The 24,696-nt window shown below is 71.3% G+C and carries 17 protein-coding genes and 3 pseudogenes; 10 read left to right on the forward strand and 10 right to left on the reverse strand.

Features of this window, described 5'->3' with window-relative positions:
* From ACFZBP_RS41975 to ACFZBP_RS41985, 3 genes and pseudogenes are all read left to right on the forward strand, one after another.
* Positions 1-150 (forward strand): annotated as a pseudogene (locus ACFZBP_RS41975) (serine hydroxymethyltransferase); the annotation flags it as partial.
* An 85-nt stretch (positions 151-235) separates the two neighbouring features.
* The gene (locus tag ACFZBP_RS41980) at positions 236-1,603 is read left to right on the forward strand and encodes an L-serine ammonia-lyase (protein WP_383460131.1); all 1,368 of its coding nucleotides are present in this window, start codon (positions 236-238) and stop codon (positions 1,601-1,603) included.
* Between the two features lie 376 nt (positions 1,604-1,979).
* Positions 1,980-2,537 carry a glycoside hydrolase family 25 protein gene (locus ACFZBP_RS41985; RefSeq protein WP_383460129.1) on the forward strand — a complete coding sequence of 186 codons (558 nt, stop codon included), beginning with the start codon at positions 1,980-1,982 and terminating at the stop codon, positions 2,535-2,537.
* Positions 2,538-2,544: 7 nt separating this feature from the next.
* On the opposite strand, the pseudogene ACFZBP_RS41990 reads toward ACFZBP_RS41985, so the two are convergent.
* From ACFZBP_RS41990 to ACFZBP_RS42005, 4 genes and pseudogenes are all read right to left on the reverse strand, one after another.
* Positions 2,545-3,128: pseudogene (locus tag ACFZBP_RS41990) on the reverse strand (DinB family protein).
* Between the two features lie 33 nt (positions 3,129-3,161).
* Positions 3,162-4,244: pseudogene (locus ACFZBP_RS41995) on the reverse strand (MFS transporter); the annotation flags it as partial.
* A gap of 262 nt (positions 4,245-4,506) precedes the next feature.
* Positions 4,507-4,725, reverse strand: coding sequence for an EF-hand domain-containing protein (locus ACFZBP_RS42000; protein WP_126901671.1), 219 nt, complete (start codon positions 4,723-4,725; stop codon positions 4,507-4,509).
* A 58-nt stretch (positions 4,726-4,783) separates the two neighbouring features.
* The gene (locus ACFZBP_RS42005; protein ID WP_391421113.1) at positions 4,784-5,698 is read right to left on the reverse strand and encodes a MerR family transcriptional regulator; all 915 of its coding nucleotides are present in this window, start codon (positions 5,696-5,698) and stop codon (positions 4,784-4,786) included.
* Positions 5,699-5,763: 65 nt separating this feature from the next.
* Between ACFZBP_RS42005 and ACFZBP_RS42010 the strand changes: the two genes are divergently transcribed.
* On the forward strand, positions 5,764-6,438 hold the full coding sequence (locus ACFZBP_RS42010) for a GNAT family N-acetyltransferase (protein ID WP_391421114.1): 675 nt from the start codon (positions 5,764-5,766) through the stop codon (positions 6,436-6,438).
* Here the strand turns inward: ACFZBP_RS42010 and ACFZBP_RS42015 are convergent.
* From ACFZBP_RS42015 to ACFZBP_RS42040, 6 genes are all read right to left on the reverse strand, one after another.
* Positions 6,392-7,033 carry an ADP-ribosyltransferase gene (locus ACFZBP_RS42015; RefSeq protein WP_391421115.1) on the reverse strand — a complete coding sequence of 214 codons (642 nt, stop codon included), beginning with the start codon at positions 7,031-7,033 and terminating at the stop codon, positions 6,392-6,394. The two genes, ACFZBP_RS42010 and ACFZBP_RS42015, sit on opposite strands and share 47 nt — an antisense overlap.
* A 109-nt stretch (positions 7,034-7,142) precedes the next feature.
* Positions 7,143-8,324 carry a YncE family protein gene (locus ACFZBP_RS42020; RefSeq protein ID WP_383460111.1) on the reverse strand — a complete coding sequence of 394 codons (1,182 nt, stop codon included), beginning with the start codon at positions 8,322-8,324 and terminating at the stop codon, positions 7,143-7,145.
* A gap of 421 nt (positions 8,325-8,745) precedes the next feature.
* Positions 8,746-9,249, reverse strand: a complete 504-nt coding sequence (locus ACFZBP_RS42025; RefSeq protein WP_383460108.1) for an ATP-binding protein — start codon at positions 9,247-9,249, stop codon at positions 8,746-8,748.
* 308 nt (positions 9,250-9,557) lie between these two features.
* Positions 9,558-10,325: an enoyl-CoA hydratase-related protein gene (locus tag ACFZBP_RS42030; RefSeq protein ID WP_391421116.1), complete on the reverse strand. Its 768-nt coding sequence runs from the start codon at positions 10,323-10,325 to the stop codon at positions 9,558-9,560.
* Between the two features lie 106 nt (positions 10,326-10,431).
* Positions 10,432-11,694: an Ig-like domain-containing protein gene (locus ACFZBP_RS42035; protein ID WP_391421117.1), complete on the reverse strand. Its 1,263-nt coding sequence runs from the start codon at positions 11,692-11,694 to the stop codon at positions 10,432-10,434.
* A gap of 171 nt (positions 11,695-11,865) precedes the next feature.
* Positions 11,866-13,107: an Ig-like domain-containing protein gene (locus ACFZBP_RS42040; protein ID WP_383460100.1), complete on the reverse strand. Its 1,242-nt coding sequence runs from the start codon at positions 13,105-13,107 to the stop codon at positions 11,866-11,868.
* Between the two features lie 297 nt (positions 13,108-13,404).
* On the opposite strand from ACFZBP_RS42040, the gene glgX reads away from it, so the two are divergent.
* The 6 genes from glgX to ACFZBP_RS42070 all read left to right on the forward strand — a co-directional run bounded on the left by glgX (position 13,405) and on the right by ACFZBP_RS42070 (position 24,660).
* On the forward strand, positions 13,405-15,651 hold the full coding sequence (gene glgX, locus ACFZBP_RS42045; RefSeq protein WP_391421118.1) for a glycogen debranching protein GlgX: 2,247 nt from the start codon (positions 13,405-13,407) through the stop codon (positions 15,649-15,651).
* An 88-nt stretch (positions 15,652-15,739) separates the two neighbouring features.
* Positions 15,740-17,158, forward strand: coding sequence for a sulfatase-like hydrolase/transferase (locus ACFZBP_RS42050; RefSeq protein ID WP_391421119.1), 1,419 nt, complete (start codon positions 15,740-15,742; stop codon positions 17,156-17,158).
* 216 nt (positions 17,159-17,374) lie between these two features.
* Positions 17,375-19,219, forward strand: coding sequence for an ABC transporter transmembrane domain-containing protein (locus ACFZBP_RS42055; protein WP_391421120.1), 1,845 nt, complete (start codon positions 17,375-17,377; stop codon positions 19,217-19,219).
* Positions 19,216-21,087 (forward strand): ABC transporter transmembrane domain-containing protein, encoded by a 1,872-nt coding sequence (locus tag ACFZBP_RS42060; RefSeq protein WP_391421121.1) that lies wholly within the window; start codon positions 19,216-19,218, stop codon positions 21,085-21,087. The genes ACFZBP_RS42055 and ACFZBP_RS42060 overlap by 4 nt, the downstream gene beginning before the upstream one ends.
* A gap of 19 nt (positions 21,088-21,106) precedes the next feature.
* Positions 21,107-22,819: an ABC transporter transmembrane domain-containing protein gene (locus ACFZBP_RS42065; RefSeq protein ID WP_391421122.1), complete on the forward strand. Its 1,713-nt coding sequence runs from the start codon at positions 21,107-21,109 to the stop codon at positions 22,817-22,819.
* A complete protein-coding gene (locus tag ACFZBP_RS42070) occupies positions 22,816-24,660 on the forward strand; it encodes an ABC transporter transmembrane domain-containing protein (RefSeq protein ID WP_391421123.1) in 1,845 nt (614 codons plus the stop codon). Before ACFZBP_RS42065 ends, ACFZBP_RS42070 begins: the two co-directional genes overlap by 4 nt.
* The last annotated feature ends 36 nt before the right edge of the window (positions 24,661-24,696 follow it).

The raw sequence follows: 24,696 nt of genomic DNA on the forward strand, positions 1-24,696 counted from the left end.
GCCACCCGCGGCTTCACGGCCGAGGACTTCACCGAGGTCGCGGACGTCATCGCCGAGACGCTGAAGCCGTCGTACGACACGGACGCGCTCAAGGCCCGGGTCAAGGCCCTGGCCGACAAGCACCCGCTGTACCCCGGTCTGAACAAGTAGTCCCTTTTTGTGGGGTGTCCCGCACACTCGTAGGTGAGCGGGACACCCCACGCCCCTGTTCCACCCCGTATTGAGGAGTCCCACCGTGGCCATCTCGGTCTTCGACCTGTTCTCGATCGGCATCGGCCCGTCCAGCTCCCACACGGTCGGCCCGATGCGCGCGGCACGCATGTTCGCCCGCCGCCTGCGCAACGAGGGCCTGCTGGACTCCGTCGCCGCCGTACGAGCCGAGCTCTACGGCTCCCTGGGCGCCACCGGCCACGGCCACGGCACCCCCAAGGCGGTGCTGCTCGGCCTTGAGGGCGCCTCGCCGCGCACGGTGGACGTGGAGGGGGCGGACGAGCGGGTCGAGGCGATCAAGGAGGCGGGCCTGCTGCGGCTGCTCGGCGAGCGGGACATCCCGTTCTCCTTCGACGACGATTTGGTCCTGCACCGCCGTAAGGCGCTCCCCTACCACGCGAACGGCATGACGATCCGGTCGTTCGACGCGTCCGGGGCGGAGCTGCTGTCGAAGACCTACTACTCGGTGGGCGGCGGCTTCGTCGTCGACGAGGACGCGGTCGGTGAGGACCGCATCAAGCTGGACGACACGGTCCTGAAGTACCCGTTCCGCACGGGCGACGAGCTGCTGCGCCTCACACAGGAGACCGGCCTGTCGATCTCCTCGCTGATGCTGGAGAACGAACGGGCCTGGCGCACGGAGGAGGAGATCCGGGCGGGCCTGCTGGAGATCTGGCGGGTCATGCAGGAGTGCGTGTCGCGCGGCATGTCCCGTGAGGGCATCCTGCCGGGCGGCCTGAAGGTCCGTCGCCGGGCCGCGAACACGGCTCGCAAGCTGCGCTCCGAGGGCGACCCGAAGGCGCTCGCCATGGAGTGGATCACGCTGTACGCGATGGCCGTGAACGAGGAGAACGCGGCGGGCGGCCGCGTGGTCACGGCCCCGACGAACGGTGCGGCGGGCATCATCCCCGCCGTCCTGCACTACTACATCAACTTCGTGCCGGGCGCCGACGAGGACGGCGTCGTCCGCTTCCTGCTCGCCGCCGGCGCCATCGGCATGCTCTTCAAGGAGAACGCCTCCATCTCCGGCGCCGAGGTCGGCTGCCAGGGCGAGGTCGGCTCCGCCTGCTCGATGGCAGCGGGCGCCCTCGCGGAGGTCCTCGGCGGCTCCCCCGAGCAGGTGGAGAACGCCGCCGAGATCGGCATGGAGCACAACCTCGGCCTCACCTGCGACCCGGTCGGCGGCCTCGTCCAGATCCCGTGCATCGAGCGCAACGGCATGGCGGCGGTGAAGGCGGTCACGGCGGCGCGGATGGCGATGCGCGGGGACGGCTCGCACAAGGTGTCCCTGGACAAGGTCATCAAGACGATGAAGGACACCGGGGCGGACATGTCGGTGAAGTACAAGGAGACGGCGCGGGGCGGGCTGGCGGTCAACATCATCGAGTGCTGACGGACGTCGGGGGCGGGCGCCGTCGGCACTTCGCCCCCTGCCGCCCTCACCGGCACGGCACCGCCCCCGTCGCCCCCCTGCCGCCCTCACCGGCACGGCACCGCCCCCGACACCTCCATCAACAGCCGCTCGACCTGCGTACCCCGGCGTGAGGCGACGACCCCGCCGGCTCCCCGCCCGTCGAGCCGCGGCCCGGCGACCTCCCGGTGCGAGGCGTCGCTGCCGTCCAGGGGCCCTCTCCCCGTACATCGCCGTCCCCCACATCACCGAATGTTGACAATTCCCGGTCAGGTACGCGTCAGACATGCCACCGTGGGGCATACACCCCACCCGCATCCAACTCCTCTCCCCCCACCAGCACTTCTGGGAGTCCCCCATGATCCGTGGCATCGATGTCAGCGCGTACCAGTCCTCGTCCTACGACACCGACGGCATCTCCTTCGTGTTCATCAAGGCGACCGAGGGCCGCTCCTACATCAACCCCAAACTCTCCGCCCAGACCAAACGGGCGCGCGACGCCGGCCTGGTCGTCGGCTTCTACCACTTCCTCTGGCCCGGCAACCTCTCGGCCCAGGCGGACTACTTCGTGAGCAAGGCCCCCGAGCGGGCCGGCGACATCCTCGCCGTCGACTGGGAGACGACGAGCGAGGGCACGCACGCGAGCAACGCGGAGAAGGACCTGTTCATCCGGAAGGTGAAGGAGAGGCGACCGAACAACCCGGTCGTGCTGTACTGCAACCGCCACTACTGGCTCAACGTCGACACCACGTCCTACGCGGGCGACGCCCTCTGGATCGCCGACTACGTCACCGCGGGCAAGCCCCGCATCCAGGCGAAGTGGCGCTTCCACCAGTACACCGACAGCCCGCTGGACAAGAACGTGGCCAATTTCGCGAGCAAGGCCGCGCTGCGGGAGTGGGCCGAGAACGCCTAGGCGTGGGCTAGGCCTTGATCGACCCGGCCGACCTGGCGGCCTGCTCGATCTTCGCGCGGTAGGCGGCACGGGCGTCCTCGTCGGTCCGCTGCTCGTGCTCGGCGCGCACCCCGGTCCGGCCGTCGATCCCCTCGCGCAGGATGTCGGCGTGCCCGGCATGCCGGATGGTCTCGCCGAGGACATGGACCATGACGGCGAACAGGTTCGTGTTGGGATGGGGCTCCGGCCACCACGGCACGTGGCCGGGGGCGTCGAGGGGAAGCTCGTTGATCGTCGCGTCCGAGTGTTCCCACATGCGCCGGTAGAACCCGGTGATCTGATCGCGGGTCTCGTCCTCGGTCGCCCACTGATCACTGCCGTCGTGGTCCTGCCACCGGGGCAGCGGCTCCGGTGCAGGGCGGTCGAAGACCTCGCCGAAGTACCTGGCCTCGACGGTGGCCACGTGTTTGACCAGCCCGAGGAGGTTGGTCCCGGTGGCCGTCAGAGGTCTGCGGCGTCGTATTCGGACAGGCCGTCGAGTTTCCAGAGCAGCGCCGCGCGGTCCCGCCGCAGCCTGCCGTGCAGGTTGTCCTTCGCGAATTCATCGATCATGCGACATGAACCTTCCATGGGCTGTTCGTGGTCTCAAGATCCCGTGGGCGCGTGCCAGGTGAGGATCCAGCCGGCGGTGAGCACCGCCGCGCCGCCGGCCAGGGCGATCGCGCCGCCTGTTCCGATGCCCGCCGCCACCGTGCCGAAGCAGGCCGGCCCGACGCCCTGCAGCGTCATGCTGCCGGAGCCGAGCAGCCCGAAGGCCTGGCCCCGGCCACCCTGCGGCAGGGCGTCCAGGAACGGCCGTTGCAGGCCGAGACCGTAGGCCAGTCCGAAGCCGCAGAGCAGCAGCAGACAGGACGAGACGCCCACTCCGGGCTCGGTGGCGAAGCCGACCAGCGGCAGTCCCGTCAGCGCGATCAACGGGACGACCATTCGCTCCCGGGCGGGTGGCCGCAGCAGGCGGCCCACCAGCAGGTCACCGACCAGCATGCCGACCGGCAGACAGCCCATCAGCACCTCGTACCAGCCGGACGCGAAGTGGTGTCCTCCCGCGTAGGCGACGATCAGACCTTCCGCGCCCGCCACGAACGCGGGCGGCAGCCACTGGGCCAGCATCAGTCGTCGTACCGGGTGTCCGCGCAGGCCGGCACCGCGCAGGCTTGCCCGGACGGCCCCGCCACCGCCCCGGGCGGCGCCGGATGTGCCGCCGAACTCTCCCGGCTCCAGCCGGGGTAGCCGGATGCGGATGGCGAGCGCGCAGCCGAGGTAGAGGGCAGCGCTCACCGCGAGCGCCCGCTGCGGGCCGAGCAGCGCGACGACCGCGCCTCCCAGCGCCAGACCGAACAACTGCGCACCGGAGGAGGCGATGTTGTTCAGCGAACGGCCCAGTACATAGGCGTCGCCCTTCAGCCACTGCGCGACCAGCCGACTCGACGCGCCGCCGAACACCGGTGTGGCGAGGGCGACCAGGGCGACGAGACCGAGGCTTGCCGCGATCGGCATCCGCACCAGGGCGAGCAGCAGGGCGGCGGCGCACTCCAAGGCGTAGCCGCCGGCGATGAGCGCGCGGGGCGGCAGTCGGTCGGCCAGTGAGCCCAGCAGCAGCGAGCCGAACAGCTGCGGGAGGAAGCCGATACCGAAGGCCAGTGCGCTCAACAGCGCGGAGCGAATCGATGGACCAGGCGTGGCACGAACTGCTCGCCGCGGACTGGCCGCAACTGCGCACGATCTGTGAGCGCGATGTCGTGCACCGGGTGGGTGTGATCGGCGAACACGGATGGGCCACGACCATCGAGGACGGTCGGTGCTCTACCGGCGCACCCCGCTCGGCGAGGCGCTGGTCGCCGGTTCAGGCTGAGGGCTCGGATCAGCACGGTCCTTCGACAAAGGGGCGCCCGTTCCGCTTCCGCGGGGCACGGGCACCCCTTCGCACGGGCTACTTGTTCAGGAAGGCCCAGAACTCGTCGAACGACAGCAGCTTGTCGCCGTTGAGGTCGCGGCTCTTGATGATCGCCTCGGCGACCGCCTCGGTCACGTTCCAGTCGCCGCCCTGTGCGAGGGCGGACTTGAACTCGGCGGCGGTGATGGTGCCGTCACCGTCCGCATCGATGCGCTCGAACTGCTTGCGTGCTTCCTCGATGTCGATGTGCGCCACCGGTCCGCCCCTTTGCTCACGTCTGTCGTGTTGTGCTGGCTTGCTGCCGCAGGTCAGATTAACCGCCCGTCCGGGCTTCCAGTGCGGCGACCACCCACGCGAACTCCGCGCGGTGCGCGGCGGCGGGTCCGTGGCCCTTCGCCGTGGCCAGCAGCTCGCGGTAGCGGGCGACCTCGTCGCTCGCTCCGGACCTGAGGCGTTCGAGTACGGCGGCGGGGTCGGCGTCGCCGATCAGGTCCCGCAGGATCCGCTCGGCCTCGGGCGACTCGGGTGCGACGCCCCGCGCCCGTGCCTCGGCGGCCAGGTGCACCAGCTTGCGCGAGAACCACATCGACGCCCCGGCGGGGGCATCGGCCCCGCGGCCGGCCGCGTTGAACTCGGCCACCTGGCGCATCCGCGCCCGGAACCGAGGGTCCTGGAGCAGCTCGGCCAGCTCCACCCAGGCGTCCACCTGCTCGGACGTGGGCTCGTCCGGCAGGTCCACGGCCATCTCCCGCATGCGGTCGCGGATCACGGGGTCCGCCGTGTCCAGTCCGTGGAACATCTCGTCCACGAACTCCTCCAGGATCCGTCGTCGTTCGGCGGCCGACAGTCGCGCCAACTTGTTCATCAGGGTCATCTCCTCCGCGGTCGAGCCGCGTCGCGCCACGGTCGACAGCACGGCCCGGGTCACCTTCAGCGACCGGATCTGCGCGTCCAGCGCGGCCACGTGCGCGGCCGCGACCGCCGCCACGTCCTTCTCGCCGCTGACCACCTGCCGTACGTCGGCCAGACCCAGGCCCAGTTCGCGCAGGGTGCGGATCAGCTCCAGACGGGCGGCGGACTCGGCGTCGTAGAGCCGATAGCCGCCGGAGGAGCGGGTCACCGGGTGCAGGACGCCCTCGTCGGACCAGTAGCGGATGGTCCGGACGGTGAGGCCGGTGGCGCGGGCCAGCTCGCCGATGGTGAAAAGGCCGGTGCCGTCTTCGATCATGTCTGGGAGTGTGGGCCTTCCAGTGGGTGGAGACTCAAGGGCGCGGGAAAGGGAGGCCGGCGGCCGTGGCGGAGAGCCTGCGGGACATTCTGGACGCGGTGGCGCGTGGTGTCTTCCCGCCCGCGGACGGCCGTACGACCGTCGTCCCCCAGCCCTGCGACCGCACCGCGGGCGTCCTGTCCTTCACCGCGCACTCCGTCGTCGTCACCGACGAGGATCCGGCGTGGGTGTACGACACCCTGCGCGGCCTCGACTGCGACGCCCTGTCCGCGACGATGAACCCGGTCTTCCTGGCGGCCCTGATGGAGCGGACGGGCCGGGCCGCGGAGACCGTCGACGCGGTGCTGGTCGGCGACCCGCTGCCGGGCGAGCCGCCGCTCGCGGCGGAGTTGCGGGAGATCGAGGACGCCGGCCATCCCCGGATCGGCTACGCCCGTCGGCGGCGCGACGAAGTGCGCGCGTGGGCGGTCGGGGGCGGTGTGCTGGTGCTGGGGCGCGGGGTCGCCGGGCGGCTGGAGGTCTCGGTCGAGGTGGACGAGGACGTACGGCACCGGGGGCTGGGGCGGCTGCTGGTGAGCGCGGCCCGGCATCTCGTCACGGAGCCGCTGTGGGCGCAGGTGGCGCCGGGGAACGCCCGCAGCGTGCGGGCGTTCCAGGCAGCCGGCTACCGTCCGGTCGGCGCCGAGTTGCTGCTCAGTGCCAGGCCTCGAAGTGCGGGTTGCTCTGACAGCCGCTCATGATCTCAACCTTGGTCGTCTTGTTCACCGGGCAGACGCCGATGATGTACTTCCGGGCGATCCCGCCCGGGAAGGCGACCTCCACCTGATCGGCCCACTTGTGGGTGTCACCGATGGTCTTGTTGACGTCGATTCCGCCGGGGGCGTCGATGTAGTAGTTCCAGCCCGACTTCCACCAGTTCTTGTACAGGTCGTGGTCGTACGTCGTGGAGACGTACGGGGAGGGCTGGTTGACCAGGACGTACTGCTCCAGGTCGTACTGGCCGTTCACCACGTCCTTGGGCTTGAAGCCCTCCTCGAAGACGATGTTCGGGCCCCGGCCGTCGGCCCGGTAGAGCGTGCCGCAGCTGGTACGCCACGCCGGGTCCGGGGTGATGCGGTCGACCTCGACGCGGCGGTCGACGGCCGCCTTGATCCGGTCGTCGAACTGCACGGGACAGGCCGCCGGGGCGGGAGCGGCGGCCGGGGCGGCCGCCTTGACGGCGGTCGCGGTAGCCGAGGCGGGGGACGCGGGAGCCGTGGCGGCCGTCGTGGCGAAGACGGCCGAGAGGGACAGGACGGCGGCAGCGGCGCGCCGCCGCAGGCGAGTTGCGATCATGGGGAGCACGATCCCGGGCCCGCGATGGCGCGGCCCGGATACTCACCCGTACGGCGGCGTGTCCGCTGACCGCCGGTCAACGGGAACGTCTGGCTCAACTGGCCTTCCGCTAGCGGAAGATGCCCGTGTGACCCAGGGAGTAGCGGCCCGGCTGCGGGTACACGGCGAGGCCGTGCGGACCGCTGCCGACCGGGATGCGGGCGAGCTGCTCGCCGGTGCGGGTGTCGATGGCGTACACCTCGGAGTCGTAGCGTCCCGACAGCCACAGGACCTTGCCGTCGGCGGAGACGCCGCCCATGTCGGGGCTGCCGCCGTCGGGGAGGTGCCACTTCTTGGTGAGCTTGTTCTGGGTGAAGTCGAAGACGGAGACGCTGCCCTCGCCGCGGTTGGAGACGTACATCTCGCGGGAGTCGCGGCTGACGTAGAGGCCGTGGCAGCCCTTGCCGGTGGGCAGGAGGGTGGGCTCGTCGAACTTGTCGCCGTCCAGGACCCACATGCCGTGGGCCATCATGTCGGCGATGTAGAACCGCTTGCCGTCGGGTGAGACCTTGACGTCCTGTGGCATGGCGCCGTCGAAGGGGAGCCGTTGCTGCCCGACGACCTTCATCTTCTGGGTGTCGACCTTCAGCAGCTCGCCGCTGAACTCGCAGGAGACGATGAAGTAGCGGCCGTCGAGGGAGAAGTCGGCGTGGTTGACGCCGTAGCAGGTGACGGGTTCGGTCTTGAGCCGCTTCATGGTGTGCGGGTCGCGGAAGACGAGTTCGCGGTCGAGGGAGGCCATGACGACGGCGTACTTGCCGTGGGGCGTGAAGTAGAGGTTGTAGGGGTCGTGGACCTCGACCTCCTTGCCCGCCTTGCCTGTCTTCGGGTCGATGGGGGTGAGGGTGTGGCCGCGGTTGTTGTTGACCCAGAGGGTCTTCAGGTCCCAGGACGGGACGACGTGCTGAGGCTGGCGGCCTACGGGGATGGTCTCGATGATCTTGTACGTCTTCGGGTCGATGACGGAGACGGTGTCGGACTCGGTGTTGGGGACGTAGACGCGGGACGGGAAGTCCTTGACGACCGGGGAGAGCTTGTTCGGGCGGTCCGCGGCGTACACGTCCTTCGGGTCGAGGACGGGGGGCATGCCGGGCAGGCCCTTGACGGTCTCCTTCTTGGCCGGGGCGGGGATGGCGGCCTGGGTGCCGTGGGGGTCGGTGGAGCGGGTCTTGTCCCGGGCGGGCTCGGTGCCGCAGGCGGCGAGTGCGACGAGGCCGACGCCGGCGAGGAGGGTTCGGTGCATGAGGTTCATCGGCAGGTCTTCCGGGGTGGTGGGGGCGGCGACTGCGACCATTTAATGAGCTTTACGTCAGAAAATGGGCGATTTGCCGGTTAAGCGCTTTACGCGGGTCGCCGACCTCGCGTTCTCTCGCCCCCGCCGCCCCTACCCGTCCCATCCCTGGGGGCTCCGCCCCCAGACCCCCTGATCGGCCCTCCGGGCCTCGTCCTCAAACGCCGGACGGGCTGAAGATGCCCGGGCCGACACAGCCCCCTGCGGGTGGGCGGGAGCTCGGGACGGCAAGGCCTCGTCCTCGAACGCCGGACGGGCTGAAGATGCCTGGGCCGGGGTAGCTCCCGCGGGTGGGCGGGTGGGCGAAGGGCGGACGGGCCGGCGCCGAGGCCGGATCGAGGGGGTACGCCACGAGCGTCGGGGCGACCGGCGGAGGCAACCGTCAGCGGTCGGCCACCCTCATCTCGAACCACGTCGTCTTGCCGCGCGGCAGCAGGTCCACGCCCCAGCGGTCGGAGAGTTTGTCGACGAGGAACAGGCCCCGGCCGCTGATGTCCATCTCCTGGACCGGCATGAGACAGGGCAGGCCGCGGGAGGGGTCGCGGACCTCGATGCGGATCCAGCCGCGGCGGCGGCGCATACGGAGGCCGAAGACACGGGCGCCGGTGTGACGGACGGCGTTGCCGACGAGTTCCGAGACGAGCAGGACCGCGTCCTCCGTCATCTTCGGGGTCAGGCCCCACTGACGTAGCACCACCACCTGCGCCAGACGCCGCGCCGTGGCGGCGGATTCCGGGCGGGACGGCAGCGGAACCTCGGCCTCCGTGGGGTTGCCGAACAGCTCCAGCGCCTTCGCGGCAGTTTCGTCCTCGACCGCCGGCGACCAGCGCGCCGCAGTCGCACGGCTGTGTCCCCGCGGCTGTTCGATACCCTCCAGCCCCGCCATGCCCCCATCATGGCCGTCCCCGGTGCCCTCCGGGGCCGTTCCCGAGGAATACACCCCCCGGAAGCGCTCATTCCGTACGCCTCGATCGGCATATGCCAGGGGCAGTTCGGAGCCGTTCGCAGCTCGGCTGACCTGCGACGCAGGGTCCACTGGAGGCAATCGACAGGCTCCCTCAGACAAGGCACGCTTAAGGTTGCCTTAAGGCTCCCATAAACCGCCCCATCGAGGGACCCGGGATCAGACGTCCTGTCAATTGCAAGTGGTTCGGCGGATTTTCAGATCGAAGGTTCCCGGCCCGTGGGCCGCCCTCAGAGGAACTTGGCCTTCCCCGGGCCCTCCTCCACGAAGCTCCGCATCCCCCGCTCCCGGTCCTCGGTCGCGAACAGACCGGCGAACCAGCCCCGTTCCACCGCGAGCCCCGTCTCGATGTCCGTCTCCAGACCCGTGTCGATCGACTCCTTCGCCGCGCGCAGCGCGATCGCCGGGCCCTGCGCCAGCTTCGCCGCCCAGGCGTGCGCCTCGGCGTAGACCTGGTCCGGCGCCACCACGCGGTCCACCAGGCCCAGTTCCCGCGCCTCGTCGGCCTTCACCATCCGTCCCGTGAAGATCAGGTCCTTCGCCTTCGACGGGCCGATCAGCCGGGCGAGGCGCTGAGTGCCGCCCGCGCCCGGGATCAGGCCGAGCAGGATCTCCGGCTGGCCCAGCTTGGCGTTGTCCCCGGCGATCCGGAAGTCCGCGCACAGCGCCAACTCGCAGCCACCGCCGAGGGCGTAGCCGGTGACGGCCGCGACGACCGGCTTGGGGATCCTGGCCACCGCGGTGAACGACTCCTGCAGGGCCCGCGCACGCAGGACCATCGCGGTGTGGTCCATGGCCTGCATCTCCTTGATGTCCGCGCCCGCCGCGAACACCTTCTCCCCGCCGTAGATCACCACGGCCCGTACGTCCTCGCGCCGGCCCGCCTCCTCGGCGAGTTCCTTGAGCCGGTCCTGGGTGGCGACGTCCAGCGCGTTCATCGGCGGGCGGTCGAGACGGAGGGTGCCGACGCCTTCGGCGACTTCGAGATTCACGGTCATGGAGGCAGGTTAACGGGGACTAACGGGTACGGCCCCGGTGCCGTACCTCACATCGAGGTCGTACCTCACATCGAGGCAGGCGCCAGGGCCGTGGAACGCCGTGGGGTTACGCCTTCCACTTCTCCCAGGACATGTTCCAGCCGTTCAACCCGTTCTCCGGGGCCACCGTCGCGTCGTTGGAGTTCTTCACGACCACCACGTCGCCGATCATCGAGTGGTTGAAGAACCACGCGGCCGGGGTGTTCTTGTCCCACGCGCCCTTGACGTCGCGCAGGCCGATGCAGCCGTGGCTGGCGTTGTAGTTGCCGAAGGCGCCGCCGCCCCAGTAGTTGCCGTGGATGAAGGTGCCGGAGTCGGTCAGGCGGGTGGCGTGCGGGACGTCGTCGATGTCGTACTCGCCGTCGTAGCCGACGGTGTCGCCGTTCATGCGGGTCTCGACGAACTTCTCGGTCATGACCATCTGGCCGTTCCAGGTGTCGTACCCGGGCTTGCCGGTGGTGACGGGGATGGTCTTGACGACCTTGCCGTCCTGCGTGACCTTCATCTTCTTGGTCTTCACGTCGACGACCGAGACCTGGTTGCGGCCGATGGTGAAGGAGATCTTCTTGTCCTGCTCGCCGTAGACGCCGTCGCGCCCCTCGACACCGTCGAGGTTGAGGTCGACGGTGACCTTGGTGCCGGACTTCCAGTACTTCTCGGGCCGGAAGTCGAGGCGGTCGTTGCCGAACCAGTGGCCCGCGACCTCGACGGCCGGCTCGGTCTTGATGGTGATGGCCTTCTCGACGTCCTCGGGGTGGGTGATGCCCCGGCTGAAGCGCAGCGAGAACGGCATTCCGACGCCGACCCTGGAGCCGTCCTCGGGCGTGAAGGTGCCGATGAACGTGTTCTTCGGAGTCAGGGTGGTGAAGTCGGCCTCCTCGGCGGCCTCCAGACCGTCGGAGTCCTTGGCGACCGCGTGCACCGTGTACTTCGTCGCGGCGGCGAGGTGCGTGGACGGAGTCCAGGTGCCGCCGTCGCCGGATATCTCCCCGGCTATCGCGTTGCCCTTGGCGTCCTTGACCTCGACGTCCGTCAGCTTTCCCTTGGCCGCGGTCACCTTCAGCGCGCCGCTGGTCTCGACGGACTTGGCGCCGTCCCCCGGCGCTATCGTCACGACGGCCTGGGACCTCCTGGCCTCCGCCGTGGCGGAGTCCTCACCCTTCCCGTCGCCGGTCCCCGTACTGGAACCGCCGCCCCCGCCGCACGCGGTGACGGCGAGCAGCAGCGTCCCGGCCAGCACCGCCATCTGCTTGCGCCGACGCCCACCGCCCGCGCCGCCCCTCGCGTTCACCGCGTCAACCGACGCCCCCGATATCGGCCGCACGTTCAAGTCGTTCTCCCCTCCCCGGACCCTTGTCAGGCCCGCGCCCCCACGCGTTTGCCGCGCGCACCGGCGCATATTAACCACAAGGTCATGTGCGTCGGCGCCGCGCGATTGTCACCGTTCAGTCCCAACATCGGCCGATAGCCGGTTGGTCGAGGAACTCACCCCCCTGTCCTGTTACTTCACCGCACTCCCCGCCTTCCACTCCTTCCAGCCCATATTCCATCCTCCGAGCCCATTGTCGGGAGCGACCTTTTTGTCGTTGCTGCGCACGACCTCGACGACGTCCCCGATCAGGCTGCGGTCGAAGAACCAGCCCGCGGGCGTCTCGGAGCCGCCGCCCTTGACGTCCCTGAGCCCCACGCAGCCGTGGCTGACGTTGCTCTGTCCGAAGATCGAGGCGTCCGCCCAGTAGTTGCCGTGCAGGAAGGTGCCGGAGTCGGTCAGGCGCATGGCGTGCGGGACGTCCGGGATGTCGTACTCGCTCTTGCCGTCGGCCTTGCGGAAGCCGACCGTCGCGCCGTTCATCCGGGTCAGTTCGAGCATCTCGGTGACGACCATCTTGCCGTTGTAGGTCGTGTTCTTGGGGGCGCCGGCCGTGATGGGCACGGTGGTGAGCAGTTCGCCGTCGCGCCGGACCTCCATGGTGTGCCGGGCCGCGTCGACGACGGAGACCTGGTGGCGGCCGACGGTGAAGGAGAAGGTCTTGTGCTGCTGCCCGTACACCCCGGGCGCCCCCTCGACGTCCCGCAGCCGCAGGGCGACGGTGACCCGGGTGCCGGGCTTCCAGTAGTGCTCGGGGCGGAAGTCGAGGCGGGCCCGGCCGAACCAGTGCGGGCGGATCTCCACGGCGGGCTCGGCCGTGACCTCGACGGCGCGTTCGACGGCGGCCCGGTTCTGGATCTCGCGGTTGAACTCCAGGGAGACGATCATCCCGGTGCCGACGGTGGAGCGGTTCTCCGGGGCGACGTAGCCGATGAACCGCTCGTCGGGGACGTACGTGGTGAAGGTCGTGTGCCGTGCGCTGCGGCGTCCCTGGCCGTCGAGGGCCACCGCGTCGATCGTGTACTTGGCGGCCAGCGCGAGCCCGGGGTCCTCGGGCTCCCAGCGCAGGCCGTCCTCGGTGATGTGCCCGGGGACGGGGGTCTCCTGGGCGTCCTGGGACTTGACCACCTTCACCGACTCCAGGCGCCCGCTGACCACCCGGACGAGCAGCCGGTCGTCGGGGCGTGCGCCCTTGGTCTCGTCGTCGGGCGTGACCCGGATGACGTCCTCGGGCGCCGGTGCCTTGCCCAGCATCTGGTCGACGCCACCGCCGTCCGTAGTGCAGCCGGCGGCTCCGGCCAGCAGTCCTGCCCATGTCAGTACGGCGGCCAATGCGGCCCCCGCGCGCCGCGCGCGCCCTTGTACGTGCCTCACGAACACCCCAACGACCGGGGCGGCCCCGGGGAAACGTCGGCGCGGGGCGCTGGGCCGCGCGGCGCGGGGTAGGACATCGGTCGGCCGCAGGTCGTCGTGGCTGGTCGCGCCCACGCGGAGGGGGCGCGGACGGACGCGGCCCGTGCCGCTTCGGGGCGCGGCCGACTTGCGCGGGGTCGCTTGGCCACGCGGTGGGCAGAACATGTGGGAGGACGACGCGACGGGGAGCCGCGGCCAGGGACGACCGTGTGCTCTCCTTCCACATCGTGTGGTCCCTGAGCCGTGGGAGGCCGACAGGTGTCGAGCGCAGCCGAGCAGGAGGCGGTGGCGGGGGCGGTCGCCGCTGAGGAGGGGCGCCCGGCCGCCGTCGTGAACGGCGCGCGGCGCAAGGCCCCTGCCGTGCCCGTGTGGCCCGGCGCGCCCGTGCCGCTCGGCGCCCGCTTCCGGGTCGGGCCGGACGGGGTGGCGGGCACCAACTTCGCGCTGTGGGCGGGGGGCGCGGAAGCCGTCGAGCTGTGTCTGTTCGACGATCAGGGCAAGGAGACACGGGCCGGGCTGACCGAGCTGACGCACGAGATCTGGCACGGGTTCGTGCCGGGGGTGATGCCGGGGCAGCGCTACGGCTACCGGGTGCACGGCCGTTGGGACCCGTGGACGGGCGGGCGCTGGAACCCGGCGAAGCTGCTCCTCGACCCGTACGCCCGCGCGGTGGACGGCGACTTCAGCCTGCCGCCCGAGGTGTACGGGCATGTCCGCGACTGGCCGCAGCAGCATGTCGCCGACACGGTGCGCGACGAGCGGGACTCGGCGCCGTTCGTCCCGAAGGGCGTGGTCGTCCACGATGACGACGACTGGGCGGACGACCGGCGGCCGAAGACGCCGTGGGCGGACTCGGTGATCTACGAGGTGCATGTGCGGGGGTTCACGAAGCTGCACCCGGGGATCCCCGAGGAGCTGCGGGGCACGTACGCCGGTCTCGCGCATCCGGCGGCGGTCGAGCACCTGGTGAAGCTGGGCGTGACGGCCGTCGAACTGCTGCCGGTGCACCAGTTCGCGCACGAGGACCATCTGCTGCGCAGGGGGCTGCGCAACTACTGGGGCTACAACTCCATCGGCTACTTCGCACCGCACGCCGCGTACGCGGCCTCCGGTACGACGGGGCAGCAGGTCGGCGAGTTCAAGCGGATGGTGCGCGCGCTGCACGCGGCCGGGATCGAGGTCATCCTCGACGTGGTCTACAACCACACGGCGGAGGCGGGAGAGTACGGTCCCACGCTGTCGATGAAGGGCATCGACAACCGGGGCTACTACCGCCTCCAGTCGGACGCGCGCCGGTACGCCGACTACACGGGTTGCGGGAACACGCTGCACGTGGTGCAGCCACATGTCCTGCGGCTGATCACGGACTCGCTGCGCTACTGGGTGACGGAGATGGGCGTCGACGGCTTCCGCTTCGACCTGGCCGCCGCGCTGGCCCGCTCGATGCACGACGTCGACATGCTGTCGCCCTTCCTGGCGGTCATCGCGCAGGATCCGGTGCTGCGGCGGGTGAAGCTGATCGCCGAGCCGTGGGACGTCGGCTCGGGCGGCTACCAGGTGGGTGCCTTCCCGCCGCTGTGGACGGAGTGGAACGACCGCTACCGCAATGCCGTACGGGACTTCTGGCGGGGTGCGCTGCCGGACGTACGGGACCTCGGGTACCGGCTGTCGGGGTCGAGCGACCTGTACGCGTGGGGCGGGCGCCGGCCGTACGCCTCGGTGAACTTCGTGACCGCGCACGACGGTTTCACGCTGCGCGACCTGGTGTCCTACGAGCGCAAGCACAACGAGGCGAACGGCGAGGGCAACCGGGACGGGTCGGACGACAACCGTTCCTGGAACGGCGGGGTGGAAGGGGAGACGGACGACGAGCACGTACGGGCGCTACGGCGACGCCAGTTGCGGAACCTGCTGACCACCCTGCTGCTGTCGACGGGCGTGCCGATGCTGGTCGCGGGTGACGAGCTGGGGCGCACGCAGCGCGGCAACAACAACGCGTACTGCCAGGACAACGAGATCAGCTGGCTGGACTGGGGGCTGCTGGAGGAACCCGGCTGGAAGGCCCTGTTCGACCTGACGTCCCGGCTCATCGAGCTGCGCCACCGGCACCCGGTGCTGCGTCGCCGGGCGTTCTTCTCCGGGCGTGCGCACTCGGCCGACGGGCTGCGGGACCTCGCCTGGTTCACGGTGCGGGGCACGGAGATGACGGAACGGGACTGGTACGCGCCCGCCGCCACGCTGGGCATGTACCTGTCCGGACGGGACATCCCTGGGCGCGACGAGCGCGGGGCCCCCATCCTCGACGACAGCTTCCTGGCCCTGCTGCACGCCGGGGACCGGCCGGTGAACTTCGTGCTGCCGGGGCCGCCGTGGGCGCAGCGGTACGAGGTCGTCGTCGACACGTCGCGGGAGGAGCAGGGGGAGGCGCCGGGCGTGGAGCATCGGGCGGGGGCGGCGATCACGGTGCCGGGGCGGGCGGTGTTGTTGCTGCGGGTGCTCGACTGAGGGTGGCCGCCAACACGGCGTTTCAGTCCCGTGAACTCCGGGCCGGATTCCTGGTCAGGGCGTTCGGCCCGCTGATCAGCTGAGGGGCATGCCCGAGATATCCCGCCGTGCCTTCGGTGGCCTCGTCGGCGGTGGCGCCGTGACCGCCGTCGCCGGTACGACGACCGCCGCCGAGGCCGCACCCGCCGCACCCGCCCCCGCCGAGCGCCCCTTCAAGGCCCGCCCCGCCGCATCCGGCAAGCGCCCCAACATCCTCGTCATCCTCGGCGACGACCTCGGCTGGGCCGACCTGTCCTCCTACGGCGCGCCGCACATCAGGACGCCGAACCTGGACCGGCTGGCCCGGCAGGGCGTGCGGTTCACCAACGCGTACTCCGGCTCGGCGACCTGCTCGCCGACCCGGTTCAGCCTGTACACCGGGCGCTATCCGGGCCGTACGCCCGGCGGGCTGGCCGAGCCGATCGCGAACAGGGCGCAGGGGCTGGACCCGAACCACCCCACGCTCGCCTCCCTGCTGAAGGAGGCGGGTTACGCCACCACGCTGATCGGCAAGTGGCACTGCGGCTGGCTGCCCGACTTCAGTCCCACCAAGTCCGGGTGGGACGAGTTCTTCGGGAACTTCGGGGGCGCCCTGGAGTACTTCTCCAAGCTGGGCCAGCTCGGCACGTACGACCTCTACGAGGGCGACGCGGAGTACAAGGACCTGCGGTACTACACGACCGTACTGACCGAGCGGGCCGTCGAGTACGTCGGCCGGGACCATGACACGCCCTGGCTGCTGAACCTCAACTTCACGACCCCGCACTGGCCGTGGCTCGCGGAGGGCGACGAGGAGACCGGCGCCGAGATCGCGGCGGAAATCCGGGCCGCCACGTCCCAGGCGGAGGTCAGCGCCGCGCTGCACCACTACGACGGCGGTTCGGTGGCGAAGTACACGGAGATGGTGCAGAGCCTGGACGCCGCCGTCGGGAAAGTGCTCGACGCCCTGCGCGGGTCGGGGCAGGAGGAGAACACGCTGGTGCTGTTCGCCAGCGACAACGGCGGGGAGCGCTACTCCTACAACTGGCCGCTCAGCGGCGAGAAGTTCGTGCTGCTGGAGGGCGGCATCCGGGTGCCGGCGATCGTGCGCTGGCCGGCCCGGATCGACGGCCACCAGGTCAGTCACGAGCCGAACTTCTCCCCCGACTGGACCGCGACCCTGCTGGAGATCGCCGGTGCCCGCCCGGACCCCGCGTACCCGCTGGACGGCGCCAGCCTCGCCGGCTACCTGCTGCGCGGGGAGGAACCGCAGGAGCGGGACCTGTTCTGGCGGGTACGGGCCAACCGGGCCCTGAGGCGCGGGAACTGGAAGTACTACCGGGACGCGAGCGGCAAGGACCACCTCTACGACCTGGCCGCCGACCAGCGCGAACAGGCCGACCTCGCCCCGGACCGGCCCGAGCTGCTCGCCGAGCTGAAGGCGGCCTGGGAGAAGGTGAACAGCACGCTGTTGCCCTATCCGGGCTAGCCCAGGACCCGTCTCGAGGCCGGTCACCCGGACGCGGCCGGCGCCGGGGGCGCGCCGGCCCTCGGCATCGGCCGATCGGTTGACGGTGCCGTACGACCTCCCGCCGCCCGGCCCTGTGCGACCCCTCGAACACGCAGGTCGTAGGTCCAGCGGCCGATCGCGGACCGGCCAAAACTCGGTGGGCAGTGTCAGTGGCGATCCGTAGGCTCGCTGCTGATGGTGACGACACGTGCAACCGCTGAGGAAAGCCCCGACCGGACCGACCGTTCCGCCGTGCGGACGCTGCTGCGGCTGTGGCCGTATGTGCGCCCGGTGCGGGTGCGGTTGTTCACCGCCGCGGCCGTGGCGATCGTCGCCTCCTGCCTGGCACTGGTCTTCCCGCTCGTCCTGAAGTGGATGGTCGACGGACCCGTCGCCGACCGGGACCCGGCGGGGGTGTGGCTCGGCGCGCTGTATCTGCTGCTGCTCGGGGTCGGGGAGGCGTTGCTGTTCGGGCTGCGGCGGTGGCTGGTGGCGCGGCCGCTGGCGGGCGTCGAGGCGTCGATGCGGGCCGATCTGTACCGGCATCTGCAGCGGCTTCCGGTGGCGTTCCACGACCGGTGGGCGTCGGGGCAGCTGCTGTCGCGGGGCACCACCGATCTGATGCTGCTCCGCATGTTCCTCGCGTTCCCACTGACGTTTCTGCTGGTCAACAGCGTGACGATCCTGGTCGGCGTGATCATCATGCTCCTCCAGGACTGGACGCTGGGCCTGGTCATCCTCATCCCGGCCGTGCCCGTGATGGTCACCTGCGTGGTCTTCGAGAAGCGGTACGCCTCCGTGGCGCGTCGCGCGCAGGACCAGGTCGGCGACCTGACGACGGTCGTCGAGGAGAGCGTGCTCGGGATCCGGATCATCAAGGGCTTCGGCCGGCACCGCAGCCAGGCCCGGGCGTTCCGGGAGCTGTCCCGGACCCTGCGCGGCACGGAGCTCCACAAGGCCCGACTACTGGCCACGATCTGGGGCGTCATCGTGACCCTGCCGGAACTGGCCATCGGGGCGGCGCTGGTGCTGGGCTCGATCCAGGTGGCGGACGGCGAGCTGTCGGCAGGCACGCTGGTGGCCTTCCTGTCGACGGCCCTCGCCCTGCGCTGGCCGGTGGACTCCATCGGCTTCCTCCTGGCGATGAGCCAGGAGGCGGCGACGGCGACGGAACGCTATTTCGAGGTGATGGACGAAACGCCGGAAGGGGCCGCGCCCCAAAGGGCCGCGGGGCTGAGTCGACATGCGGCTGCGCCGCGGGACACGACCAGCCCCCACAAGCCCGCGGCCAACAACGACGGCATCCGCTTCCACAACGTCCGTTTCCGCTATCCCGACGCCCCGGAAGACGCCCCGCCCACCCTCGACACCATCGACCTGCACATCCGCCCCGGCGAATCCATGGCCCTCGTAGGCGCGACAGGCAGCGGCAAGACCACCCTCACCGCCCTCGTCCCCCGCCTCCACGAGGTGACGTCCGGCCACATCACCCTCGACGGCCACGACATCTCCGCCATGCCCAGAGCATCGCTGCGCGACCTCGTCGCGGTCGCCTTCGAGGAGCCCACCCTGTTCTCGGCCAGCGTGGCGGACAACGTTCTCATGGGGGCCGGCAACGGCGCGGGGGAGGCCGACCTGGAGCGGGCGCTGGCGGTCGCGCAGGCCGGCTTCGCGCACTCCCTGCCGCATGGCACCGAGACCCAGGTCGGCGAGCAGGGCCTCAGCCTCTCCGGCGGCCAGCGCCAGCGCCTGGCGCTCGCGCGGGCGGTCGTCGGCCGGCCCAGGTTCCTCGTCCTCGACGACCCGCTGTCCGCGCTGGACGTGCACACCGAGGCCGCCGTGGAGGCCGCCCTGCGGGAGGTGCTCGCGGAGACGACCGCCCTGATCGTCGCCCACAGACCCTCCACCGTGCTGCTCGCGGACCGCGTCGCCCTGCTCTCCGAAGGCCGTATCGCCGCCGTCGGCACCCATCACGAACTGCTGCGCACGAACGCCGAGTACGCCCACCTCATGGCCGGGACCGAGGAGGCCGACCGATGACGGCGACCACCGCCACCGCACAGGGCAAGGACCAGCCCGGCGAGGACCAGCCGGCCGCCCCCGGTCCCCGCGCTCCTAACGACCCGTTCGACCGCGACGTCCTGCCCACTCCCCCGGGTGCCACCGCCGCCCTGCTGCGCTCGCTGCTCGCGCCGATGAAGGCCCGCGTCGCCGTCACCACGCTCCTGCTGCTGCTCCAGCAGGCGGCGGTGCAGGCGGGCCCGCTGCTGGTGGCGTACGCCATCGACTCGGCCGTACCGGCGTTCCGGCGCGACGACCTCGGGCCGCTGATCGCGGTCGGCGTCGGCTATCTGCTGTGCGCGCTGGCCTCCGGCGCCCTGCAGTACGCGTTCATCCTGGTCTCGGCCCACGTCAACCAGGACGTGCTGCTCGACCTGCGCGGCCGTATCTTCCGTCATGCCCAGGCCCTGAGCCTCGACTTCCACGAGCGCTACACCTCGGGCCGGCTGATCTCCCGTTCCACCACGGACGTGGAGTCGCTGCGCGAGCTGCTGGACGAGGGCCTGCAGGAACTCGTCACCGTCATCCTGTCCTTCGTCTACATCTCGGCGATGCTGCTCTGGCTCGACCTGGGCCTCGGCGCGGTCGCCGTGGCCTCCTTCGTGCCGCTGTACCTCCTGGTCCGGCGCTACCGGCGGCGCGCCGCGCGCGTGTACACCCTGCGGTCCACGGCCATCGCGGCCGTGATCGTGAAGTTCGTCGAGACGATGAACGGCATCCGGCCGGTGCGCGCCTTCCGCCGCGAGGCCGCCAACGACGCCGACTTCCGGACCCTGAACACCCGGCACGAGCGCACGAACGGCGACGCGCTGCTGGAGATGGCCCAGTACGTGGTCGGCTCCCGGCTCGTCGCCAACACCGCGGTCGCGGGCATCGTGCTGTGGGGCGCCTACCGGGTGGCGGACGGCACGCTGGCCCTGGGTGTGCTGGCGGCGGCCGTGCTGTTCCTGCGGCGGCTGTACGACCCGATCGACCGGCTCGGCATGTTCCTCAACTCGTACCAGTCGGCGGCGGCCTCCCTGGAGAAGATCGCCGGGCTGCTGGCCCAGACGCCGTCCGTGCCCGAGCCGTCCGCGCCCAGCCGGCTCCCGGCACGCGCGTCGGAGCACCCCGGCCGCGAGGTCGTCTTCGAAGGCGTCCGGTTCGGCTACCGCACCGGCGGCGAGGTGCTGCCCCGCTTCGACCTCACCCTGCCGGCCGGGCAGACGGTCGCGGTCGTCGGCTCCACCGGCGCGGGCAAGTCGACGCTGGCCAAGCTGCTCGCCCGGTTCTACGACCCGTCCGACGGCCGGGTCCTCCTCGACGGGGTCGACCTGCGCGAGCTGGCCGTGGCCGAGCTGCGGCGCGGGGTGGTGATGGTGACGCAGGAGGCGTTCCTGTTCTCCGGCACGGTCGCCGAGAACATCGCCATCGGCCGGCCCGACGCCACTCGCGAGGAGATCGAGCAGGCCGCGAAGGCCATCGGCGCGCACGACTTCATCAGCTCGCTGCCCGACGGCTACGACACCGACGTACGCAAGCGGGGCGGCCGTATCTCCGCCGGTCAGCGTCAACTCGTCGCGTTCGCCCGGGCGTTGCTCGCCGACCCGGCCGTCCTGATCCTCGACGAGGCGACCAGTTCCCTCGACATCCCCGGTGAGCGGGCCGTGCAGCGCGCCATGTCGACGGTGCTGCACGGGCGTACGGCGGTCGTCATCGCCCACCGGCTGTCCACGGTCGGGATCGCGGACCGCGTACTGGTCATGGAGCACGGGAAGATCGTCGAGGACGGCACGCCCGCCGAACTCGTCGCGGGGACGGGCAGGTTCGCGGATCTGCACCGGGCGTGGCGGGACAGTCTGGCGTGACCTTGCGGGGGGACAACAGGTGATCGACGCGTACGAGGATCCGGGCGAGCCCGACTGTCGCGGCGGCGGGCGGTATCTGTGGTGGCTGGTCATGCGCCAGGCGACGCGGTCCGTCGTCGGGGCGCTGATCTCCAGTGTGTGGATGGTGCTGCTGGCGGCGACGCCGTACCTGATGTCCCGTGCCGTCGACGACGGGCTGACGGCCGGTGACTACGGCGCGTTGGCGGGGTGGACGGGCGCGCTGTTCGCGGTGGGCGCGTTCAACGCCTGGCTGAGCATCATGCGGCACCGCACGATGACCCGGGTGCGGATGGACGCCAACTTCCGCACGGTCAAGGTGCTGATCGGGCACGCGGTCCGGCTGGGTGCCGCGCTGCCGCGCCGGATCGGGGCCGGGGAGGTCGTCACGATCGGCGTGGGCGACGTCCAGACGATCAGCACGTCCCTGACCGTCGTCGGTCCCGGGTTCGGGGCGGTCGTCGCCTATCTGGTGATCGCCGGGCTGCTGGTGTCGGTTTCGGTGCCGATCGCCGTCGTGGTGCTGCTCGGGATGCCGCTGGTCGGCGTGCTCGTCGGGCCGCTGCTGGGGCGGCTGCAGGGCACGGAGGCCGAGTACCGGGAGCGGCAGGGCGTGCTGACCGCACGGATCGCCGACCTCGCGGGCGGCCTGCGCGTCCTCAACGGCCTCGGCGGCAAGGGGCTGGTGGCCGACGCCTTCCACCGCGACTCGCAGCGGCTGCGGGCTCAGGGGTACCGGGTCGGCGCGGTGACCAGCTGGGTGCAGGCGCTCGGGGTGGGGCTGCCGACGCTGTTCCTGGCCGTGGTGACCTGGCTGGCGGCCCGGCTGGCCGCCCAGGGCGACATCACCGTGGGCGAGTTGGTGTCGGTGTACGGCTATGTCGCGGTGCTGGTGGGGCCGGTGGCGTTCTTCATCGAGTGCGGCTACCAGGTCAGCCGGGGCATCGTGGCGGCGCGGCGGGTCGTACGGTTCCTGCGGCTGGCGCCCCTGCCGGACACCGGCACCCGGGACGCCCCGGCCGAACCGGCCGTCCTGTACGACCCCGAGTCCGGGGTACGGGTGCGGCCGGGCCGCCTGACCGCGCTGGCCGGCGCACTGCCCGCCGACGCCGTGGCCGTCGTCGACCGCCTGGGCCGCTACACCCCGTCCGCGGCGAGCTGGGGCGAGGTGCCCCTGTCCGAGATCGCCCTGCCGCAGCTCCGCCGGCGCATCCTGGTCGCCGACCACGAGGCCGACCTGTTCGCGGACACCCTGCGCCAACTGGTCTCCGGCCACACGGACCGCGACGAGGCGACCATCGCGCAGGCCGTGCGCACCGCGGTCGCCGAGGACATCGTCCGGGGCCTGCCCGACGGCCTCGACACCCCGATCGACGCCCAGGCCCGCAACCTCTCCGGCGGCCAGCGCCAACGCGTCCGTCTCGTCCGCGCCCTGCTGGCCGACCCCGAGATCCTGCTCGCCATCGAACCCACCTCGGCCCTGGACGCCCACACCGAGGCCCGAGTGGCCGACCGCCTGCACACCGAACGCACCGGCCGCACAACAGTCGTCACCACCACGTCCCCCCTGGTCCTGGACCGAGCGGACACGGTCCACTTCCTGGTCGAAGGCAAGGTGGCGGCAACAGGGACCCATCGCGAGTTGCTGGACGCCGAGCCGGGCTACCGGGCTCTCGTGGCCAGGGACGAAGACGCCGAGGAGATCTTGAGGTGACGGAGGAACAACGCCCCCCAGGGGCGCGGGGAACTGCGCGACAAGCCACGACGCACCCGCACCCGGCAAGCGACCCGAAGTCCCGCCCCAGCAGCCGCACAGCCCTCCCCGTCGCCGCACCCGAAGACGTCCGCAAAGCCACCGCCCGCCTCATCCAGGCCGACGCCAAGTCCTTCACCGCCGTACTCGCCCTCAACGCCCTCGCAGCACTCACCGGCCTCGCCGGCCCCTACCTGGTGGGCCGCATCATCGACGAAGTCAAACGCGGCACAGACGTGACGTCCGTCGACAAACTCGCCCTGGCGATCCTGATAGCGGCAACAGCCCAGCTGTTGCTGGCCCGCTGGGCCCGCTACGTAGGCCATCGCTTCGGCGAACGCACCCTCGCCCGCGTCCGCGAGGAGTTCGTCGACCGCACCCTCGCCCTGCCCGCGTCCGTCGTGGAACGGGCCGGGACCGGCGACCTCACCGCACGCGGCACCGCCGACGTGGCGGCCGTCGGCACCACCCTGCGCGACGCCGGGCCGGAGCTGCTCATCAACGCCGTGCAGGTCCTGTTCCTGCTGGGCGCGGTCTTCGTGCTGGACCCGCTGCTCGGGGCCTGCGGTCTGCTCGGCCTGGCCGGTCTGTGGCCGGTGCTGCGCTGGTATCTGCGCCGCGCCCGCACCGGCTATCTCGCCGAGGGCGCGGCCACCTCGGACGTCGCGGAGATCCTGGCGGCGACCGCGTCCGGCGCCCGCACGGTGGAGGCGCTGCGGCTGGAGCGGCGGCGGGTGGCGGCGAGCCGGGACGCGTTGGAGACGTCCCGCCGGACGCGGCTGCACACTCTCTTCCTGCGCTCGGTTTTCTTCCCGTCGGTCGAGATCGCCTATCTGGTGCCCGTGGCGACGGTTCTGCTCGTCGGCGGGGCGCTGCACGCGCGGGGCTCGGTCAGTCTGGGCACGGTGGTCGCGGCCGCGCTGTACCTCCAGCAGATGGTGGGCCCGCTGGACGAGATCCTGATGCGCGTCGAGCAACTCCAGAGCAGCGGCGCCTCCTTCGCCCGCGTGGAGGGCCTGGCCGGCGCCCCGAGAGCCGGTGACGCCGACTCCCCCACCCCGGCGGACGACCTGATCGAGGTGACCGGCGTGCGCTACGCGTACGACCGCGGCGGCGAGGTCCTCGGCGGTGTCGACCTGACCGTCCGCCCGGGCGAGCGCCTCGCCGTGGTCGGCCCGTCCGGTGCCGGCAAGACCACGCTGAGCAGGCTGCTGGCGGGCGTGGACGCGCCCACCGCCGGCTCCGTGACGGTCGGCGGGGTCCCGGTCGTCGCGCTCGGCCCGGAGCAGCTGCGCCGCCAGGTCGTCCTGGTGACGCAGGAGCATCACGTCTTCCTCGGCACGGTCCGCGACAACCTGCGGATCGCCGAGCCTGCCGCCACGGACGAGCAGGTGTGGGCCGCGCTCACGGCGGTCGGCGCCGACGGTTGGGTGCGGCGGCTGCCCGACGGGCTCGACACGGCACTGGGGGACGGGGGCCACGGCACGGACGGCTCGCAGGCCCAGCAGCTGGCCCTCGCGCGCGTGGTGCTGGCCGACCCGCACACGCTGATCCTCGACGAGGCGACGGCGCTGCTCGACCCGACGACCGCCCGGCACACCGAGCGCGCCCTGGCGGCCGTACTTCAGGGCCGTACGGTCATCGCCATCGCGCACCGGCTGCACACCGCGCACGACGCCGACCGGGTGGCCGTGATGGAGAACGGTCTGCTCACCGAGCTCGGCACCCATGACGAGCTGGTCGCGGCGGGCGGGGCGTACGCGGCGCTGTGGCGGTCCTGGCACGGGGAGCGGCCCGCCTGAACAGGGGATCTATGCTCGAAGGCGTAGGAGATCGCT

The sequence above is a fragment of the Streptomyces sp. NPDC008086 genome (genome assembly GCF_042957325.1).
Lineage (GTDB): Bacteria > Actinomycetota > Actinomycetes > Streptomycetales > Streptomycetaceae > Streptomyces.

What these genes read in the sequence shown, in the direction of transcription:
- ACFZBP_RS41985 (WP_383460129.1), top strand. Translation starts at nt 1,980, where the DNA reads ATGATCCGTGGCATCGATGTCAGCGCGTACCAGTCCTCGTCCTACGAC.
- ACFZBP_RS42005 (WP_391421113.1), bottom strand. Translation starts at nt 5,698, where the DNA reads ATGATCGAAGACGGCACCGGCCTTTTCACCATCGGCGAGCTGGCCCGC.
- ACFZBP_RS42015 (WP_391421115.1), bottom strand. Translation starts at nt 7,033, where the DNA reads ATGATCGCAACTCGCCTGCGGCGGCGCGCCGCTGCCGCCGTCCTGTCC.
- ACFZBP_RS42020 (WP_383460111.1), bottom strand. Translation starts at nt 8,324, where the DNA reads ATGAACCTCATGCACCGAACCCTCCTCGCCGGCGTCGGCCTCGTCGCA.
- ACFZBP_RS42025 (WP_383460108.1), bottom strand. Translation starts at nt 9,249, where the DNA reads ATGGCGGGGCTGGAGGGTATCGAACAGCCGCGGGGACACAGCCGTGCG.
- ACFZBP_RS42030 (WP_391421116.1), bottom strand. Translation starts at nt 10,325, where the DNA reads ATGACCGTGAATCTCGAAGTCGCCGAAGGCGTCGGCACCCTCCGTCTC.
- ACFZBP_RS42050 (WP_391421119.1), top strand. Translation starts at nt 15,740, where the DNA reads ATGCCCGAGATATCCCGCCGTGCCTTCGGTGGCCTCGTCGGCGGTGGC.
- ACFZBP_RS42055 (WP_391421120.1), top strand. Translation starts at nt 17,375, where the DNA reads ATGGTGACGACACGTGCAACCGCTGAGGAAAGCCCCGACCGGACCGAC.
- ACFZBP_RS42060 (WP_391421121.1), top strand. Translation starts at nt 19,216, where the DNA reads ATGACGGCGACCACCGCCACCGCACAGGGCAAGGACCAGCCCGGCGAG.